We start from the raw sequence: 14965 nt of genomic DNA, 5'->3' as shown, positions 1-14965 counted from the left end.
GGTTCAGATGTCCTGCGCGCCGTCGAGGATGCGCTCGACCCGGATCGCAAAATCGCCGTCCGCGACAACCACCGTGCCGTGGCCGATGAGGCGACCGTTGAGCACGATGTCGGCCGGGGATCCGGCGGCGCGGTCGAGTTCGACGACGCGGCCCGGCTCCAGTGTGAGCACGTCACGCACGGGCATCCGCGTGCGGCCGATCTCCACGACCAGCTCCATCTCGACGCCGGCGATGCGGTTCAAACGCATCGGGCCCGACGATCCGCTGCGACGACGCTCATCATCGATGCGAACGGCCGCACGGGCCATGACGGTGCCGTCCTCAGCGACGATGTCGAAGATCTGCGTGCCGGACGCCGTGAAGAACTCCGCGGCGTCAACCTCTTCAGCCTCGCTGAGAGCTCCGGCGCCGAGCACGACCACCGCAGCTTCGAAGATCGGGTGCAGTCGATCCGCGAGGATCGCCTCCGCGGACCCGTCTGCGAGAGCGTCGGGGTCGGCGATCTGGATCGCCAGACGCGCCCCGGGCGTGCCGGTGAAGGTGACGGCGACGGCCGTTCCGATGGCGCTCGGGTCGGTGGAGGCGCTGGGGATCACCGGAACGCTGAAGGGCAGCTTGCCGGCGATGGCAGCGGCGATTGCGGTCTCCTGGAAGGTGCTCATCGGGTGGTCTCCTCATGGATGCTGGTGATCTGGCAGGTGAGGCGCGATCCGCGCGCCCCCGCGGTCGCTCGCGCGATGGGGGCGGAACCCGCCATGAGTTCGAACGGTGTGGTCTCGGAATGCGGGAGGCGCAGCAGATCCCCGGGTGCGAGCTCAAGGATCTCTCCGGCGCCGATCGTCAGCGGAGCGAGGCGCAGCGTGATGTCGAGCGGTGTGGCACGCAGCTGTTCCAGTGTCTGCTCAGCGCTGTGCGCGGCGCCCGTGTCGCCGCTCGTCTCGGCCAGACGATCCACGATCGCAGACACGGGGAGCATCACGGTGGCGACCGTGTCGATCTCGCCCAGACGCATCGCGTAGCGGGCGACGACGACCGGGGCCGCCGCCGAGATGACCTGCATGTACTGCGGGTTGTAGTGCACCCCGGCGAAGACGCAGTCTCCCGGCAGCAGAGTGCCGAGGCTGGACGAGAGGTGCTCCAGCGTCTCATCCATCAGGTGGCGCACCAGTGCGTGCTCGATCGGGGTGAAGGTGCGCGACTCCGGAAGAGTCGTGCTCTTGCCCCCCATCATCTGCACCACCCAGAGCAGCGCACTGTCGAGGCCGAACTGGATCACACAGGGCTCGTCACGGTCGGCGAAGGAGCCGGCGATCATCGCCGTGGTCGACGGAAGCGTCTGCGCATACTCCTCGTGGGAGGTGAGGGCCACGCTCTCGAGCGTGATGTGCGTGCGGACACGCACCTTGGCGGTCAGCTGCGAGGACCAGAGCCGGGCGAACGCCTCGAAAGCCGCCTCGAGATGGCGGGTGCTGTCGCGCCCCAGTTGCGCGGGACGGCTGAAGTCATACGCGGGATAACGCTTCGCGGGGTCGTCGAGCACGCTCGATGCGATCATGTCGGCCTCCTGGTACGTGGCGGTCACGGGTCAGCCCTTCACAGGGGCGCCGGACAACGCGGGGATGAGCGCGCGCACGCGCTCCTCCTCATTGGATTCGACGACGATGTCGACGCGTCTGTTGCTCGCGAGCGCTTCGATCGTGTCGCCCTGGACGACAGGTCGGGTGTCGGAGAAGCTCGTCGCTCGCACCCGGGGTCCGGCGACGCCCTCATGCTCGACGAGAAAGCGCGCCACCTGCGTCGCCCGCCCGCCGGACAGCTCCCAGTTCGTCGCGAAGGGCGTCGCGGCGACACGGTGGTCGGCATGGCCCTCCACACTGACTTCGTTGTCGACGCCGACGAGGACATCGCCGATGGCGTTGAGCACGGCATCCGCTTTGGGAGTGAGGTCCGTGCTGTTGTTTTCGAAGAACGTCTCCGCGCCCACCAGCCCGACTTTCAGGCCGCGCTCGTCGATCACGAACGCCACGGTGTCCTGGAGACCCTGCGCGGCCAGTGCGTTATACATCTGGTCGCGCAGCTCTTCGAGCGACTCGTACTCGGCGGCGGCCCGTCCCGTGAGGTCCTCGACACCGTTCTCGTCCACCATCTCCGGGGGGATCACGAGCCCTTCGGTCGTATCGGCTCCCTTGCCGGTGTCCTCCTGCCCGAAGCCCGCGGCGAGGCTGTTGGCGAGCTGCTCGAACTTGCCCTTGTCGATGGTCGACACCGCGAACATCACGATGAACAGACACATGAGCACCGTGACCATGTCGGCGTAGGACACCGCCCATCGCTCGTCGGGCTCGTCGTGGCCGTCGTCATCGAGGGCACGCCTGCCCCGGCGGACTGCGGTCACTGCTCGTCCTCGACGACAGGCGCCTTCTGCTTCCTCTGCTTCGGCTTCTGGCTGCACAGCGCCTCCAGCCGCTCCTGCACGAGGTGCGGAGGGTTGCCCGAGTGGATCGCGAGCGTCCCCTCGATGACGAGGGTCATGCGTTCGATCTCCACTGCGCCGATGCGGCCGAGTCGACCCGCGATGGGGTTCCAGATGAAGTTCGCGGACAGCAGGCCCCACAGGGTCGCGACGAACGCGGCGGCGATCATCGGTCCGAGGTGGTCGGGTTCGTCCAGCTTCTCGAGGACGTGCGTCAGAGAGACGACGGTGCCCACGATGCCGATGGTCGGCGCGTAGCCGCCGAGGGAGGAGAAGAACTTCGAGGCGACGCGGTTGCGGGTGGCGACCGCGGACAGCTCGTCCTCCATCACCATGCGCATGTCTTCGGCGTCTGCACCGTCGGCGAGAGCCTGGAGGGCATTGCGCGTGAAGGCGTCGGGCGCATCATCCAGCTCCTGCTCCAGCGACAGGAGGCCCTCTGCGCGGGCGCGTTCCGCGTAGCCGACGAGGAAGGGGATCACGGCCGCCGGCGTCGTCTTCGGCCCCCGGACCATGCGGCCGAGGCTCGTGACGGCGGTGATCGTGTCTCGCATCGTGTGGCTTGCGATGCCGACGCCGATGGTCGATCCGAGGACCAGGATCATCGGGGCAGGCAGGAGCAGCGCGGTGATGCTCGCGCCCTCCAGGTTGATCATCGCGACCAGGGCACCGAAGGCGATGACGATGCCGATGAGGAATGCGGGATCCATGCTCACGCCTCCGACTGCTGCTGCGCAAGCGTCTGTGCGCTCGCGAGGACGCGCGCACGGTACTCGACGATGAGGTCGATCAGCGCGGGCAGGGACTCCTGAATGACGTAGACCCGTCCGCCGACCACATGCAGCGTGGTGTCGGGTGCCTCGTGCACGCGCTCGATGAGGTCGGGGTTGACCGCGAACCGGGTGTGGTCGAGGCGGGTGACGATGATCATCGAGGGAACTCCGGAAGTGGGTAGGGGTGTCGCTTCCGACTATCGCGACCCGGCCCGTCCTGGGTAACCAGGACGGGCGCGGTCAGGCGTCGGGGGCGCCGGTGACGGATGGGCGTCAGCGCTTGAGGTTGGTGAGCTCCTGCAGCACCTCATCGCTCGTGGTGATGATGCGCGCGTTCGCCTGGAAACCCCGCTGCGCGACGATCAGGTTGGTGAACTCCTGAGAGAGGTCGACGTTGCTCATCTCGAGCGCACCCGAGACCAGGCTGCCGAATCCGGCCTGACCTGCCTCGCCGTACTGGGGCGTGCCCGAGTTCACGGAGATGCGGTAGGCGGTGCCACCGGCCTTCTCGAGTCCCTCCGGGTTGGCGAAGGTGGCCATCGCGACCTTGCCGAGGGTCTCGGTCTGGCCGTTGCTGAAGGTGCCGACGATCGATCCGTCGCTGGTCACGGCGTACGACTTGAGCGTTCCTGCGGCGGTGCCGTCCTGCTCGGTGATCGCCACCGTGCTGAGGTCCGCGTAGCCGGTGACGGCGGTGAGGTCGATCGACATGCTCCCGGCGGTGAGAGTCAACCCGGGAGCCGCCTGCTTGCCGTCGGTGAAGCTGAGCGAGCCGGTGGCGCCGCTGTTCGGCTCGGCCACGTTCCAGCCCGTCGCGGTGCGCGTGAAGACGAGGCTGAGCGTCGTGGCCGCCCCCTGCGCGTCGTACACGGTGACATCGCGGATGAGCTCATCGCCCACCGCCGCCGTCGACGGGAGGTTGCCGGTGACCGCAGCGCTCGTCGTCTCCCGGGCCGCGGAGACCGCATCCAGCGGCAGCGTGATGTTACCGGGGATCTGCCCGCTGTCGACGACGCCGTCCTGGGCCGTCCACCCCTGCACGATCGCGCCGTCGGCGGTGACCATCTGACCGCGTGCGTCGAAGGTGAAGCCACCCGCACGGGTGTACAGCGTCTCGCCGCCGGCGCGGACCGCGAAGAAGCCGTCACCGGCGATCATCAGATCACCGCCGCGGCCCGTGGACTGCGGGGCGCCCTGGGCGAAGTTGGTGCGCACGGCGCCGACCTGCACGCCGAGACCCACCTGCGAGGGGTTGCGTCCGCCGACCTGGTCCGCGGGGATTCCGGGGTTGCCGATGATCTGCGAGAGCGAATCCTGGAACAGGACCGAGGAGCCCTTGAAGCCTGCGGTGTTGACGTTGGCGATGTTGTTGCCCGTGACATCGAGCATGGTCTGGTGCGAACGGAGACCGGAGATTCCGGAGTAGAGCGAACGGAGCATGTGCGGTTCTCTTTCTGGGAAGGTCGGTGATCAGGCGGCCGGCGCGTCGGCCGTGGGCGTGGTGGAGGTGATGGCGGTGAGCGCGTCCAGCGAGACGGACTTGCCGCCGACGGTGACGAGCGGGATCGGCCCGTCGAAGGAGACCTTCGTGGCGACCCCTGTGATCGTGACGCCGTCGGGTCCCTTGTACGAGACCTCATGGCCGATGATGGCCGTGGCTGCCTGACGCATGTTGAGCGCGAATGCCTCGCTGCTCGTGTTCGTGAGCGCCGTGATCTGCTCCATCATCGCCAGCTCGGTCGTCTGCGAGATCATCGCGTTCGTGTCCATGGGGCTCGAGGGATCCTGGTTGGTCAGCTGCGTCACCAGCAGGCGGAGGAAGACCTCACCATCGAGCGTCTGCTTGCGTGCGCTCGGGTCTGTGGTGGTCCCGGTATGGATGGACGTGGGCGGTGGCGTCTGGGTCACAGGTGCAACAGGCATAGGTGATGCCCCTCTCAGGCGAAGGTGTCGAGACCGGCACCGGATGCGGCACCGATCGGGTTCATGGTCAGGGTGCTGCGGAGGGGCTCCGGAGTCTCGGTGAAGGCCTCCCCTGTGCGTCCGCGCTCGGAGGGACGATCTTCGCCGCGTGCGCCGCTGTCGGCGCCGGGGGCACCGGGCTGCCCCCCGCGGTCGTTCGCGCCGAGGTCGCTCGTCGCTGTGGAGCTCAGGCTGAGCTGCGCGGTGGGCATGACGGCGGCGAGATCGCGGCGCAGGTCGACGACGATCGTGCGGAGAGCCTCGCGACCCGACTCGGTGCCGCCGAGCAGTTCCACGCGCACGTCGCCGCCGGCACCGATATGCGCACGGATCGTGACGGGCCCGAGAGTGTCGGGGCTGATGGTCATCGTGAGCTGGTGCGTGCCCGCGGGACGCTGCACGATGCTCATGAGGGCGGGGGCGACCTGCGCGGCGACGGTGCGCGGAAGGACGCTGACCGTGTCGAGATCCGCCGCGGCCGGCGTAGCCGGCACGGGGGCCGCGATCGGCGCCGCAACCGCGGTGACGGCACGGTGCGTCGCAGCCGGCACGTCGGTGTCGGCAGCGGTCTCGGCCGATGGGCGCGCACCCGGAGCCTGCGGCGATGCGGGGTCAGGCTCGGCACGTACGGTCGTCGCCGGATCGGTGCCCGTACGCGCCACCGGTGCGGGGGCGGGGGCTTCCGCTTCGACGACGCCGCTCGCTGCAGCCGGTGCCGCGGCGACCCGCGAGACGGGGCTGTTCATCGCCGGGACGACACCGCTCGCCGCTGGCGCACCCACGACGCGCTCGACGACGACGGCAGCGTCCGGGGTCTCCGTCAGCGCCGTGGCCTCGGGGGGCATCGACACCGCGTCCGAAGCCGGAACTGTCGGCCGCTGCCACACGGGCGGCTGGTCACGGAGAAGGGCCGGGAGCGTCTGCGCGTACTGCGGAGGGTCGGCGGGCATCGACACCGGCACCGGCACTGGCACCGGCACTGTCGGATGTGCCGCCGGGGAGGCACCTGACGGGGCCGACCCCGCCTCGCCCGGCACCTCGCCGTGCGACTCGGTCTCCGCGGGGACCAGCGCGGTCTCCGCCTCGGTCACGTCGCGGAGCTGTGCCTCGGCCTGCTGCAGAGCCAATCCGAAGACATCGTCGCCCTCTGCCGTCGGCGTGGCGGCTGTCGATCCCGCGGGCGAGGACGACGGCGTGATGAGCGTGAGCAGCGGAGTCATCGACGTCATGCGTCCTGCCCTCCACGGCGCACCGTCATGACGACGGCGATCTCGTCGAGCGCGCTCTGCTCGCGGTCCCGATCCGCCTTGTCTGCCTCACTCTGATGCGCGGACTCCAGGCGCTCCAGTCCCTTGAGCTCCCGACGTGCGGCGACGTGGGTCGTCTGGGCCTCCGCCTGCTCCGCTGCTGCCAGTTCCGTGAGGGCTCGCAGATCCGCGAGCATGCTGGCGCCGGCTGATCGCGCAGCGGCCATGGCCAGCAGCGTTGCGCCGTCTTGGATCTCGGTGCCGATGGCCGCAACCGATTCCTCCGCCGTCAACACCGCTGCCTCCGCCTGTCTGTGCCGTTCGCTCGCGAGCGACAGCTGCTCGGCCGCGATGCGCTCCTGAGTGCCGCGCACGCGCAGCAGTCCTGCCAGCGGGAATGCCATCAGATCAGTCCTCCGAAGTCGTGGGTGAGCGCGGCCAGGCGACGCCACGAGTCCCCCGCGTCCGCCCGGTCGTCCATGCCCTGTGTCAGGAACCCGTCGATACTGCCCGCGTGGGTCAGGGCTGCGTCCACAAGGGGGTTCGCGCCTGGCCGGTAGGCACCGATGTCGATGAGGTCGTTGGCGCTGCGTCTCGCGGCGAGCACACTGCGCAACGTCACGGCGTCTTTGCGCTGCTGCGGCGTGGTGATCTTGGACACGACACGCGACACCGAGCCCAGAACGTCCACCGCGGGGAAATGACCGCGCACCGCGAGTCCCCGATCCAGCACGACGTGCCCATCGAGAAGCCCACGAGCCGCGTCGGCGATCGGTTCGTTGTGATCGTCTCCGTCGACCAGCACCGTGTAGAGGCCCGTGATGGATCCGATCTCTCCTGTGCCCGCGCGCTCCAGCAGCCGGGCGAGCACCGAGAAGGTCGACGGCGGATAGCCTCGCGTCGCCGGAGGCTCACCGGCGGAGAGTCCGATCTCGCGCTGCGCCATTGCCACGCGGGTGAGCGAATCCATCATCAGCACCACGTTCTTGCCGTCGGCACGGAACTGCTCCGCGATCCGCGTCGCGACGAACGCCGACCGGAGCCGAGCCATCGCCGGCTGGTCGGAGGTGGCCACGACCACGACCGCCCGCGCACGCCCCTCGGGGCCGAGGTCATCCTCGAGGAACTCTCGGACCTCTCGTCCGCGCTCCCCGACGAGCGCGATGACGATGACGTCAGCGGTGGATCCGCGGGCGATCATCGACATCAGGGAGGACTTTCCGACGCCCGATCCGGCGAACAGCCCCAGACGCTGACCGGTGCCAACGGGAGTCATCGTGTCGAGCACACGCACGCCCAGGCCGAGCTGGGTCTGGATCCGCTGACGCTGCATGATGCTGGGCGCCTCGTTGTCCAAGGGGACGTACAGCGCGGACGGATCCACGGGCCCCTTGCCGTCGATCGGACGGCCGAGCCCGTCCAGGACGCGCCCGAGCAGCGCCGCCCCTGTCGGAACCTGAAGAGCGGCGCCCCCGTGACGCACACGGGCCCGTGCGGTGATCCCATCAACCGGGCCGAGCGGCATGCACCGTGCCGAGACGCCGTCGACCGCGACGACCTCTGCGTCCACAGGGCGCTGTCCGGCCGTCTCGATCTGCACGCGATCACCGACGGCGGCGTCCAGACCGAGCACTTCCACGCCGAGTCCGACGACGGCCTTCACCGTTCCGGAGCGCTCCGGTGCCGCCGCGCGCAGGACACGCTCCCAGGTCGCCGTACTCATCCCGATGCCCCCTCGGCATCGTCGACGCCCGCACGCGCGCTGCGCGCCCGGGCCAGGGCCCGCGAAACCCGGGTGTCCACCGCGCCGTGCGGAACCTCGACGATCGCTCCGCCCGCGTCGACGTGCCCCGCGGCGACCACCTCGATGCCGTCGAGGTGCCGCGACTCGTGCGCGGCGAGCTGGGAGAGATCCCGCTCGTTCAGGCTGACGCGGATCCATCGGTCGATCGGGACCTCGGCGACGGTGCGGCGCAGCGCATGCGCGGCCGATCGCGCGGGGTCCGACAACTCCGCGTCGAGGATCGTCTCGGCGAGTTCGACGGCGAGACGTTCGATCTCGTCCACGGCCATGGCCGTGAGCGCCTCTGTCTGACGGTGGATCTCCTCTGCCGCGGCGCGAAGCGCCTCGAGCCCGGAGGCGACACTGCGGCGGGATGACTCCTCCTGCGCGCGCAGGCGCTCCTGATCGATCAGGTGCTGCGCGCGATGCTCTTCAAGAGCGATCCTGCGCCCCTCTGCGAAGCCAGCCGCATGTCCTCTGACACGTGCGCGCTCCGCTTCTCCGCGCGCGTCCGTGGGAGCCCCGCCGACGCGAGGGACCACCAACGGGGTGAAAGCGGGATCGGGCACGACACATCCTGAGAGGTAAGTGGCTCGCCGATCCTTGGCGCGATGTCGAGCAATCCATGCTCTCTTCCGACTATCGCGACATGGAGCGGGCGCGTAACCTCGCCGCACTGCCGCGATCGTGGTTTCTACTCGATCAATTCGTCCTCGTCCTCGCGCGAGATGTGGATCTGCTCGGACGCCTCGAGTTCGCGGATGATGCGCACGACTTCGGTGCGTGCTTCGTCGACCTGACGCATCCGCACAGGTCCCAGCGTGCGCGTCTCCTCTTCGAGGTTCTCCCGGTTCCGGACGGTCATGTTGCGCGCGATCACTTCGCTGATCTGCTCATCGGCGCCCTTGAGCGCCATCGCGAGCATGCGCAGATCCATGCCTCGCAGCACGAGCTGTGCGTCGCGATCCTCGAGCCGGACGATGTCGGCGAACGTGACCATCCGGCTGCGGATATCTTCGGCGAGGAAGAGATCACGCTCCTCCAGACCGGTCAGCAGCGCCTTCTCCAGAGCTGTGTCGGCGCGGTTGATGATCTCCACCAGCGGCTGCACACCTCCGATCGCCTCATGCATGTCGCGCATCGCGAAGACGCCGGTGCGTGAGCGCAGCGACTCGGCGACGATCGAGATGGCCTCTTGAGTGGCCGTTCCCATCGTCGCGATCGCCTGGGCGACATCGGTGCGCAGCGGATCCTGCAGCTCGGCGAGGACCGCCGCCGCGCGATCGGCTCGGAGGTTCGCGAGCACCACGGCCACGGTCGTCGGCAGCTCGCCCTCGAGGACGGTCGCGAGCTGTCCGGGATCCGCCGCGTTGAGGAAGTCGAACGAGACGCTCCCCTGCGACATCACGCGTCCGACCATGCCGACCGCCTTCTCGCGGCCGAACGCGGTCTCCAGCAGCCCGGTCACGAGATCCTGTCCCCCTCGCGAGGGCACGGCTCCGCCCGCTGCGATCCGTCGGAACTCGCCCAGCGCGCGCGCCGTGGTCGCGACGTCCACACCGCCCAGCTGCGTCAGTTCCGCAGCGAGAGCTTCCGCGCGCTCCTCGCCCAGGTGTCGGAGCACCTCGACGCTCGCCGCGCGATCGAGGTTGAGGAGCACGATCGCTGCCTTGCGGAGCCCGGAGATCGCGGGGGCCGCGGCCTCTGCGGGACTCTGGGCCACAGGGGGCGCGGGCTCCGACTGCTCGTCGCGAACCGCGGTCGCCGCGGTCGCGCCGCCGAGCAGGCTCATGCCCTGGCCTCATCCATCATGTTGGCCAGTGCACTCGCGATCACCTGCGGGTCGCTCTTGGCCATCTCGTCGATCTCCCGACGCCGACGCTCGACGAGCACCTGATCCACCTCTGGCTCCTCTTCGATGTCCAGCCCGATCTGCGGCAGCACCTTCGGTGGGACGGATGCTTCCAGCGGCGGCTTGGACAGGCCCTTGAGCGCGCGCAGCTTCTCCTCCTCGGTCTCCGTCAACGTCGCCAGGTACTCGATCGGACCGGCATCGGTGTAGGCGACGCGGTGCTTCTTGCGGTGACGCATCACGAGGAACACGACGAGGACGATCGCGGCGAGCAGAATCGCACCGCCGATGATCGCCGAGCGGAGCAGCTCCTGCTGCAGCTTCGCAGCCTGCTCCGCCTCCGCCGCGGCGAGCGCGGTCTGCGCAGCCTGCGCACCGGTCTGGCTGAACGACACGAACTCGACGGCGACGGTGTCGCCGCGTTCCGTGTCGATTCCCGCGGCGGTCGCGACGAGAGCCTCGATCTGCGCGGCGGTGACCCCGGTGACGGCTTCGCGGTTCAGGGCGATGCTGACGGTCTGACGGGTGACCTCGCCCGCGGGGGTGACGGTCTTCTCGGTGGTCTTGTTCACGGCGTTGTTGCGCGAGGTCTCTTCGAGCTCGTAGGACCCAGCCCCCTCCGCGCCGTTGGGGACGGCGATGTTATCGGGTCCGAGCACGCCCGTGCCGACCCCGGGCCCGCCGGTGTAGACCTCGCTCTTGATCTGCTCCGCCGCGCTGAGGTCTCCGTCCGGCGCGGTGTACGTCTCATCGAGGCGCTCCGATGTCGAATTGGCGACGTTGGCCGACACCGTGACGGTGGCATTGCCCGGGCCGACGATGGTCTCCAGCATCTTGTTCACGGCGAGCGCGACCTTCGACTCATGCTCGGAAGCCTGGGTCGAGGCGCTCCCTGTGAGTCCTGCGCCCACCGCGGAGAGGACGTTGCCGTTGTGGTCGGTGACAGCGACATCCTCGGGGCGCATGCCTGCCACAGACGCGCTGACGAGGTGGACGATCGCCTGCACCTGGTCGTTGTCGAGCGCGCGGCTCTGCGTCTTGACGAACACGGATGCGGTGGGATGCTGCTTCTCGGAGACGAAGACACTCTCCTCGGGGATCGCCAGCTGCACACTGGCGCTGCTGATGCCCTTCATGGCGCTGACCGTACTCGCGAGCTCCCCCTCGATCGCGCGCTTGTACGTCACCGACTGCTGGAACTCACTGGCCGTCACGCCCATCTCATCCAGAAGCGTGTAGCCCGCCCGGTTGTCGCCCGGAAGACCGGATGCGGCGGCCGCGAGGCGCTGCGTGTAGACCTGCGCGTCCGGGACGAGGATCGTGGCTCCGCCGTCGGTGAGTTCGTATCCGACACCGGCGGACTTGAGCTGCTCCACCACCGCCGAGGCGTCCGCTGCGCTCAGCCCGGTGAACAGCGGGCTCATCTGCGGTTTCGCAAGCCAGGATCCGAGCGCGATGGCACCCATGACCAGCAGCGCGACGCCGATCAGAGCGATCGTCCGCTGGGCGAGCGAGAAGCCGGAGACGATCTGCTTCGTGCGCTCGAACGAGCTGGTGAGCATCTTGGGCATGGCTTAGGCCTGCATCCGCATGATGTCGTTGAACGCCGCGACTCCCCGGTCGCGCACGGCGACGACCAGGTCGAGAGTCACCGACGCCCGCGCCGAGGCGATCATCGCCTGATGGATGTCCTGCAGGTCACCGGTGACCGCATTCACGGCGAGTTCGTTCGAGGTCGACTGGAGCTGCTGAAGGTTCTCCATCGCCCCGGTGAGCGACGACGCGAATGCTCCTGCGGTGGCCGGATCGGCACTCCCGGTGCCCCCGGCGACCTCGGCGGTCTCGAAGCTCAGTGCTCCGAGTCCGCTGACCCCGGAGACACCGTCGACCGACAGGCTCATCCGTTGCGTCCGATCTGCAGGGCGGCCTCGTAGGTGGTCTTCGCGCGATCGACGACGGCGGCGTTGGCCTCGTAGCCCCGCTGCGCAAGGATGAGCATGCTCATCTGATCGCCCAGATCGACGTTCGGGTACTGCACGTATCCCTGTTCATTGGCGTACGGGTGCTCTGGGTCGTAGACGAGCTTGGCTGCGGCTTCGGACTCGACGACACCGGTGACGAAGACACCCGGCCCCTGGGTCCCCGCCTGCACGGTCACGAGCTTCTCCCGGAAAGCCTCTCCGCCGGCGGGGGTCGCCGTGTTCACGTTCGCGATGTTGTCGCTGAGGGCGTCGAGCCACTTGCGGTGCACGTTCAGGCCTGTGCCGGCGATGCCGATGGCGTCGAAGGTCATGCGGAGGCCTGACCGATCGCCTTGGTGATGGAGGCCGCCTGCCCGCTCAGTGCTTGACTGGCGAACTGGAACCGCAGCACGGTGTCGATGTTCGAGAGGGTCTCGGTGTCGAGGTTGACGTTGTTGCCGTTGAGTCGCGTCGGCTCGAGGGAGCGCTCGACAGTGGGCTGTGCCACACCGGAACCGCTCTCGACGGCACGGCGCAGGGCGTCTTCGAACATCACTCGCTGGGCCTGATAGCCGGGGGTGTTGATGTTCGCGATGTTGTCGGCGATCGCGCGCTGACGCAGCGCGAGGCCGTCGAGCGCGCCGGACAGCGCATTCGCAGTTACGGAATCGAGCACAGGGAACTCCGGATGTGGGGAGACAGGCCGATCCGTGGCCGGGAGTCGAGCGATCCGTGCTCACTGACGACTATCGCGACAAGGCGCGACGGGCGTAACCGATCGGTCAGCCTTCGACGTCGAGGTACACAGGGGCGTCCGTGCTCGGCGTCGCCACACGTCGGAGCGCAGCGAGCTCCCGTGCGACCTTCGCCCGCGAGGTGATGACGCTGTTGATCATCAACTGCTGGCGAGCGAAGATGTCCTCCGCGCGCTCGCGCACCTCCTCGGGCATCGGCCCTGGCGGCTCGTCGAAGCTCTGCGGCTCTAGCGTCTCGTCGGCGGCGTCGAGCGCCCGCTCGAACTGATCGAGCAGCTTCAGCCACGCTGCGAGGTTGTCCGACACCGCGGTCACGCCTGTGCAGATGCTGCGGCTACGGGTACCCGCTCCAGCGTGGCGGCGGCCTGGTGCCACGCGTCCCGCAGCGGGGCGACGAGCGCACGGCACTCCGCGGCCACCTCGCTGTTGCGCGTCACATTCGCCAGAATCAGCCGACCGCTCACGAAGACGTACAGCGAGCGGAGTCCCTCGGCGCCGTCCCAGGCATCCGTCAGAGACGAGGTGAGCTCCGCGACGATCTGCTGGGCGTGCGTCAGGTGGGTGGACGCTGCGGACCATTCCTGCGCTTGGAGTGCGGCGTGCCCCCGGTCGATGTCGACGAGCAGCCGGTCGTAAAGCATCGTGAGCAGACGCTCGGGCGAGGCCGAGCTGACCTGCAGTTCCAGGTACTGCTGTTTTGCACGTTCCAGCGAAGCGTTCATCGGGTGATCTCCGTGTCGTTCGGGCGAGAGGGAAATGCCGGAGGCGTCGATCAGTTCTTCGGCGTGAGCCCGGCGAGCTGCGAGCTGAGCCAGGAGGATTGGGACTGCAGCGACGACAGCTGCACCTCAAGCTGCGAGTAGGTGCGCTCGAGCGCGCTGCGACGCTGCTCCAGGCGGATGTCCCAGCGCTCGACCTGCTTCTTCAGGTCGCGCACCTCGGTCTCCTGACCTGTGATGCGAGTCGTGAGCAGGCCGTCGTACTTGTCGGAGTACTGCTTCGCGACGTCCTCGACGCGTCCCGCGATCTGCGAGAACACCGCCTGTGTCTTGTCCGGATCCTCCGCCATCGCGGCCGCGAACTTCTCCGCGTCGAACTGCATCACTCCGGACTTGTCGAAGGAGATGCCGATCGTCGACGGCGACGTTCCGTCGACGGGCGCCTGCACTGCGGATGCCAGTGCGCCACGCAGCGCACGCACCGTGCTGTCGCCCGTGAAGACGCCCAGCGTGGTCTTCTGTCCCGTGTCGCCGACGGTGGCCTTGGAGCCCTTGTCGATGCCCGCGAGGATCTTCGAGATGATCGCAGTGAACTCCTGGGCCACCGCGGTCTGCGCCTTCGGATCCGGAATGACGGTGATCGTGACCGGGGTCCCGCTGACCTCGGAGACGGTGACGTCGATGCCGTCCGCGACCGTGAAGGTGTTGCTCGCCCCGGTGAGTATCTGCTCGGCAGAGGTCCCCGCGAACAGGCGAATCTGAGCGTCAGCACCCTGGCGAAGCAGCGCGGCACCGGCTGCGGCGGTCACATCCGTGGAGGTGCCTGCCGTGACATCGGCGGGCGCACCACTGTGCAGGGTGAAAGCGCCGGCCGCTCCCGTCTCGGTCGCGGTGAGCTGCAGTCGGGAGAGCGGCGCGCCGGAGGCGTCCACGCCCGCAGGGACGACGGTCGCGGACACACCGGCACCGGCGGCGTTGATCGCCTTCGCCAGGTCCTGCGGGCGCCCGCCGGCGGGCGTGATCTCCTTCATCGTGCCGTCGGCCGCGACGAGCGTGAACGTTCCACCCCACGCGTCCGCTCCCGCGGCGGCGGTGACGACGGAGTGCGCCGTGGCCACGGCGTCGACGACGATGCTGGTCGAGAAGGCGGTGGCCGTGGACCCCGCGGTGACGGTGACGGACTCCGCGGACGAGCGCGGCGTGAACGCGGCCAGCGAGTCGGCACCTCTGGCCGTCTTGGCCTTGTCCATCAGGCTCTGCAGCGACGTGTTCAAGGACTGGAGGTTGCTGATCACCGCGTTGCGGTCTGTGATCTTGTTGCTCAGCAGCGTCTGCGGGATCGCGCTCACCTTCATGAGCGAGTCGATCAGCTCTGCCGTGTTCAAGCCGGATACCAGGCCGTCGATCTTCATGCTCGGGTGCCTCTCTGCGGTGCGTCG

At 68.7% G+C, this 14965-nt stretch carries 19 protein-coding genes; all 19 read right to left on the bottom strand.

From position 1 onward, the window contains the following. Positions 1-3: 3 nt before the first annotated feature. The gene (locus AC1REM_RS07190) at positions 4-663 is read right to left on the bottom strand and encodes a FliM/FliN family flagellar motor switch protein (RefSeq protein ID WP_492514005.1); all 660 of its coding nucleotides are present in this window, start codon (positions 661-663) and stop codon (positions 4-6) included. Beyond that, complete coding sequence (locus AC1REM_RS07185; protein ID WP_489968878.1) at positions 660-1583, bottom strand: flagellar motor switch protein FliM; 924 nt, start codon at positions 1581-1583, stop codon at positions 660-662. Before AC1REM_RS07185 ends, AC1REM_RS07190 begins: the two co-directional genes overlap by 4 nt. A 3-nt stretch (positions 1584-1586) precedes the next feature. After that, entirely contained in the window at positions 1587-2396 is an 810-nt protein-coding gene (locus AC1REM_RS07180; RefSeq protein ID WP_492514004.1) for an OmpA/MotB family protein, read from the bottom strand. Beyond that, positions 2393-3184: a motility protein A gene (locus AC1REM_RS07175; protein WP_492514003.1), complete on the bottom strand. Its 792-nt coding sequence runs from the start codon at positions 3182-3184 to the stop codon at positions 2393-2395. Before AC1REM_RS07175 ends, AC1REM_RS07180 begins: the two co-directional genes overlap by 4 nt. Before the next feature lie 2 nt (positions 3185-3186). Beyond that, a complete protein-coding gene (locus AC1REM_RS07170; protein ID WP_492514002.1) occupies positions 3187-3405 on the bottom strand; it encodes a flagellar FlbD family protein in 219 nt (72 codons plus the stop codon). 115 nt (positions 3406-3520) lie between these two features. Then, a complete protein-coding gene (locus tag AC1REM_RS07165; RefSeq protein WP_454126185.1) occupies positions 3521-4687 on the bottom strand; it encodes a flagellar hook protein FlgE in 1167 nt (388 codons plus the stop codon). Positions 4688-4717: 30 nt separating this feature from the next. After that, positions 4718-5170 carry a flagellar hook assembly protein FlgD gene (locus AC1REM_RS07160; protein ID WP_492514001.1) on the bottom strand — a complete coding sequence of 151 codons (453 nt, stop codon included), beginning with the start codon at positions 5168-5170 and terminating at the stop codon, positions 4718-4720. Positions 5171-5184: 14 nt separating this feature from the next. Then, positions 5185-6438 (bottom strand): hypothetical protein, encoded by a 1254-nt coding sequence (locus tag AC1REM_RS07155; protein ID WP_492514000.1) that lies wholly within the window; start codon positions 6436-6438, stop codon positions 5185-5187. Continuing rightward, entirely contained in the window at positions 6435-6860 is a 426-nt protein-coding gene (locus tag AC1REM_RS07150) for a flagellar FliJ family protein (protein ID WP_492513999.1), read from the bottom strand. The genes AC1REM_RS07155 and AC1REM_RS07150 overlap by 4 nt, the downstream gene beginning before the upstream one ends. Beyond that, positions 6860-8179, bottom strand: a complete 1320-nt coding sequence (locus AC1REM_RS07145) for a FliI/YscN family ATPase (protein WP_492513998.1) — start codon at positions 8177-8179, stop codon at positions 6860-6862. The genes AC1REM_RS07150 and AC1REM_RS07145 overlap by 1 nt, the downstream gene beginning before the upstream one ends. Next, positions 8176-8808, bottom strand: coding sequence for a FliH/SctL family protein (locus tag AC1REM_RS07140; RefSeq protein WP_492513997.1), 633 nt, complete (start codon positions 8806-8808; stop codon positions 8176-8178). The genes AC1REM_RS07145 and AC1REM_RS07140 overlap by 4 nt, the downstream gene beginning before the upstream one ends. A gap of 125 nt (positions 8809-8933) precedes the next feature. Continuing rightward, on the bottom strand, positions 8934-10031 hold the full coding sequence (fliG, locus tag AC1REM_RS07135) for a flagellar motor switch protein FliG (protein ID WP_492513996.1): 1098 nt from the start codon (positions 10029-10031) through the stop codon (positions 8934-8936). Beyond that, positions 10028-11662, bottom strand: a complete 1635-nt coding sequence (gene fliF, locus AC1REM_RS07130) for a flagellar basal-body MS-ring/collar protein FliF (RefSeq protein ID WP_492513995.1) — start codon at positions 11660-11662, stop codon at positions 10028-10030. The genes fliG and fliF overlap by 4 nt, the downstream gene beginning before the upstream one ends. Positions 11663-11665: 3 nt before the next feature. Continuing rightward, positions 11666-11992, bottom strand: a complete 327-nt coding sequence (fliE, locus tag AC1REM_RS07125) for a flagellar hook-basal body complex protein FliE (RefSeq protein ID WP_492513994.1) — start codon at positions 11990-11992, stop codon at positions 11666-11668. Continuing rightward, positions 11989-12384, bottom strand: a complete 396-nt coding sequence (gene flgC / locus AC1REM_RS07120; protein WP_492513993.1) for a flagellar basal body rod protein FlgC — start codon at positions 12382-12384, stop codon at positions 11989-11991. The genes fliE and flgC overlap by 4 nt, the downstream gene beginning before the upstream one ends. Further along, entirely contained in the window at positions 12381-12728 is a 348-nt protein-coding gene (locus AC1REM_RS07115) for a flagellar basal body rod protein FlgB (RefSeq protein WP_492513992.1), read from the bottom strand. Before AC1REM_RS07115 ends, flgC begins: the two co-directional genes overlap by 4 nt. A gap of 106 nt (positions 12729-12834) precedes the next feature. Continuing rightward, positions 12835-13122, bottom strand: a complete 288-nt coding sequence (locus AC1REM_RS07110) for a hypothetical protein (RefSeq protein ID WP_204939247.1) — start codon at positions 13120-13122, stop codon at positions 12835-12837. Beyond that, the gene (gene fliS / locus AC1REM_RS07105) at positions 13119-13529 is read right to left on the bottom strand and encodes a flagellar export chaperone FliS (RefSeq protein ID WP_492513991.1); all 411 of its coding nucleotides are present in this window, start codon (positions 13527-13529) and stop codon (positions 13119-13121) included. The genes AC1REM_RS07110 and fliS overlap by 4 nt, the downstream gene beginning before the upstream one ends. A 50-nt stretch (positions 13530-13579) precedes the next feature. Further along, positions 13580-14938, bottom strand: coding sequence for a flagellar filament capping protein FliD (fliD, locus tag AC1REM_RS07100; protein ID WP_492513990.1), 1359 nt, complete (start codon positions 14936-14938; stop codon positions 13580-13582). Positions 14939-14965: the final 27 nt, after the last annotated feature.

It is taken from the genome of Microbacterium sp. GW823-FHT02G05 (assembly GCF_058797175.1).
Note: the sequence above shows the minus strand (reverse complement) of the source record. Positions and strands in the feature narration are given on the sequence as shown.

Coding starts and splice junctions, on each gene's coding strand:
- AC1REM_RS07190 (WP_492514005.1), bottom strand. CDS start 663: ATGAGCACCTTCCAGGAGACCGCAATCGCCGCTGCCATCGCCGGCAAG.
- AC1REM_RS07175 (WP_492514003.1), bottom strand. CDS start 3,184: ATGGATCCCGCATTCCTCATCGGCATCGTCATCGCCTTCGGTGCCCTG.
- AC1REM_RS07170 (WP_492514002.1), bottom strand. CDS start 3,405: ATGATCATCGTCACCCGCCTCGACCACACCCGGTTCGCGGTCAACCCC.
- AC1REM_RS07165 (WP_454126185.1), bottom strand. CDS start 4,687: ATGCTCCGTTCGCTCTACTCCGGAATCTCCGGTCTCCGTTCGCACCAG.
- AC1REM_RS07160 (WP_492514001.1), bottom strand. CDS start 5,170: ATGCCTGTTGCACCTGTGACCCAGACGCCACCGCCCACGTCCATCCAT.
- AC1REM_RS07155 (WP_492514000.1), bottom strand. CDS start 6,438: ATGACGTCGATGACTCCGCTGCTCACGCTCATCACGCCGTCGTCCTCG.
- AC1REM_RS07150 (WP_492513999.1), bottom strand. CDS start 6,860: ATGGCATTCCCGCTGGCAGGACTGCTGCGCGTGCGCGGCACTCAGGAG.
- AC1REM_RS07145 (WP_492513998.1), bottom strand. CDS start 8,179: ATGAGTACGGCGACCTGGGAGCGTGTCCTGCGCGCGGCGGCACCGGAG.
- fliG (WP_492513996.1), bottom strand. CDS start 10,031: ATGAGCCTGCTCGGCGGCGCGACCGCGGCGACCGCGGTTCGCGACGAG.
- fliF (WP_492513995.1), bottom strand. CDS start 11,662: ATGCCCAAGATGCTCACCAGCTCGTTCGAGCGCACGAAGCAGATCGTC.
- fliE (WP_492513994.1), bottom strand. CDS start 11,992: ATGAGCCTGTCGGTCGACGGTGTCTCCGGGGTCAGCGGACTCGGAGCA.
- flgC (WP_492513993.1), bottom strand. CDS start 12,384: ATGACCTTCGACGCCATCGGCATCGCCGGCACAGGCCTGAACGTGCAC.
- fliS (WP_492513991.1), bottom strand. CDS start 13,529: ATGAACGCTTCGCTGGAACGTGCAAAACAGCAGTACCTGGAACTGCAG.
- fliD (WP_492513990.1), bottom strand. CDS start 14,938: ATGAAGATCGACGGCCTGGTATCCGGCTTGAACACGGCAGAGCTGATC.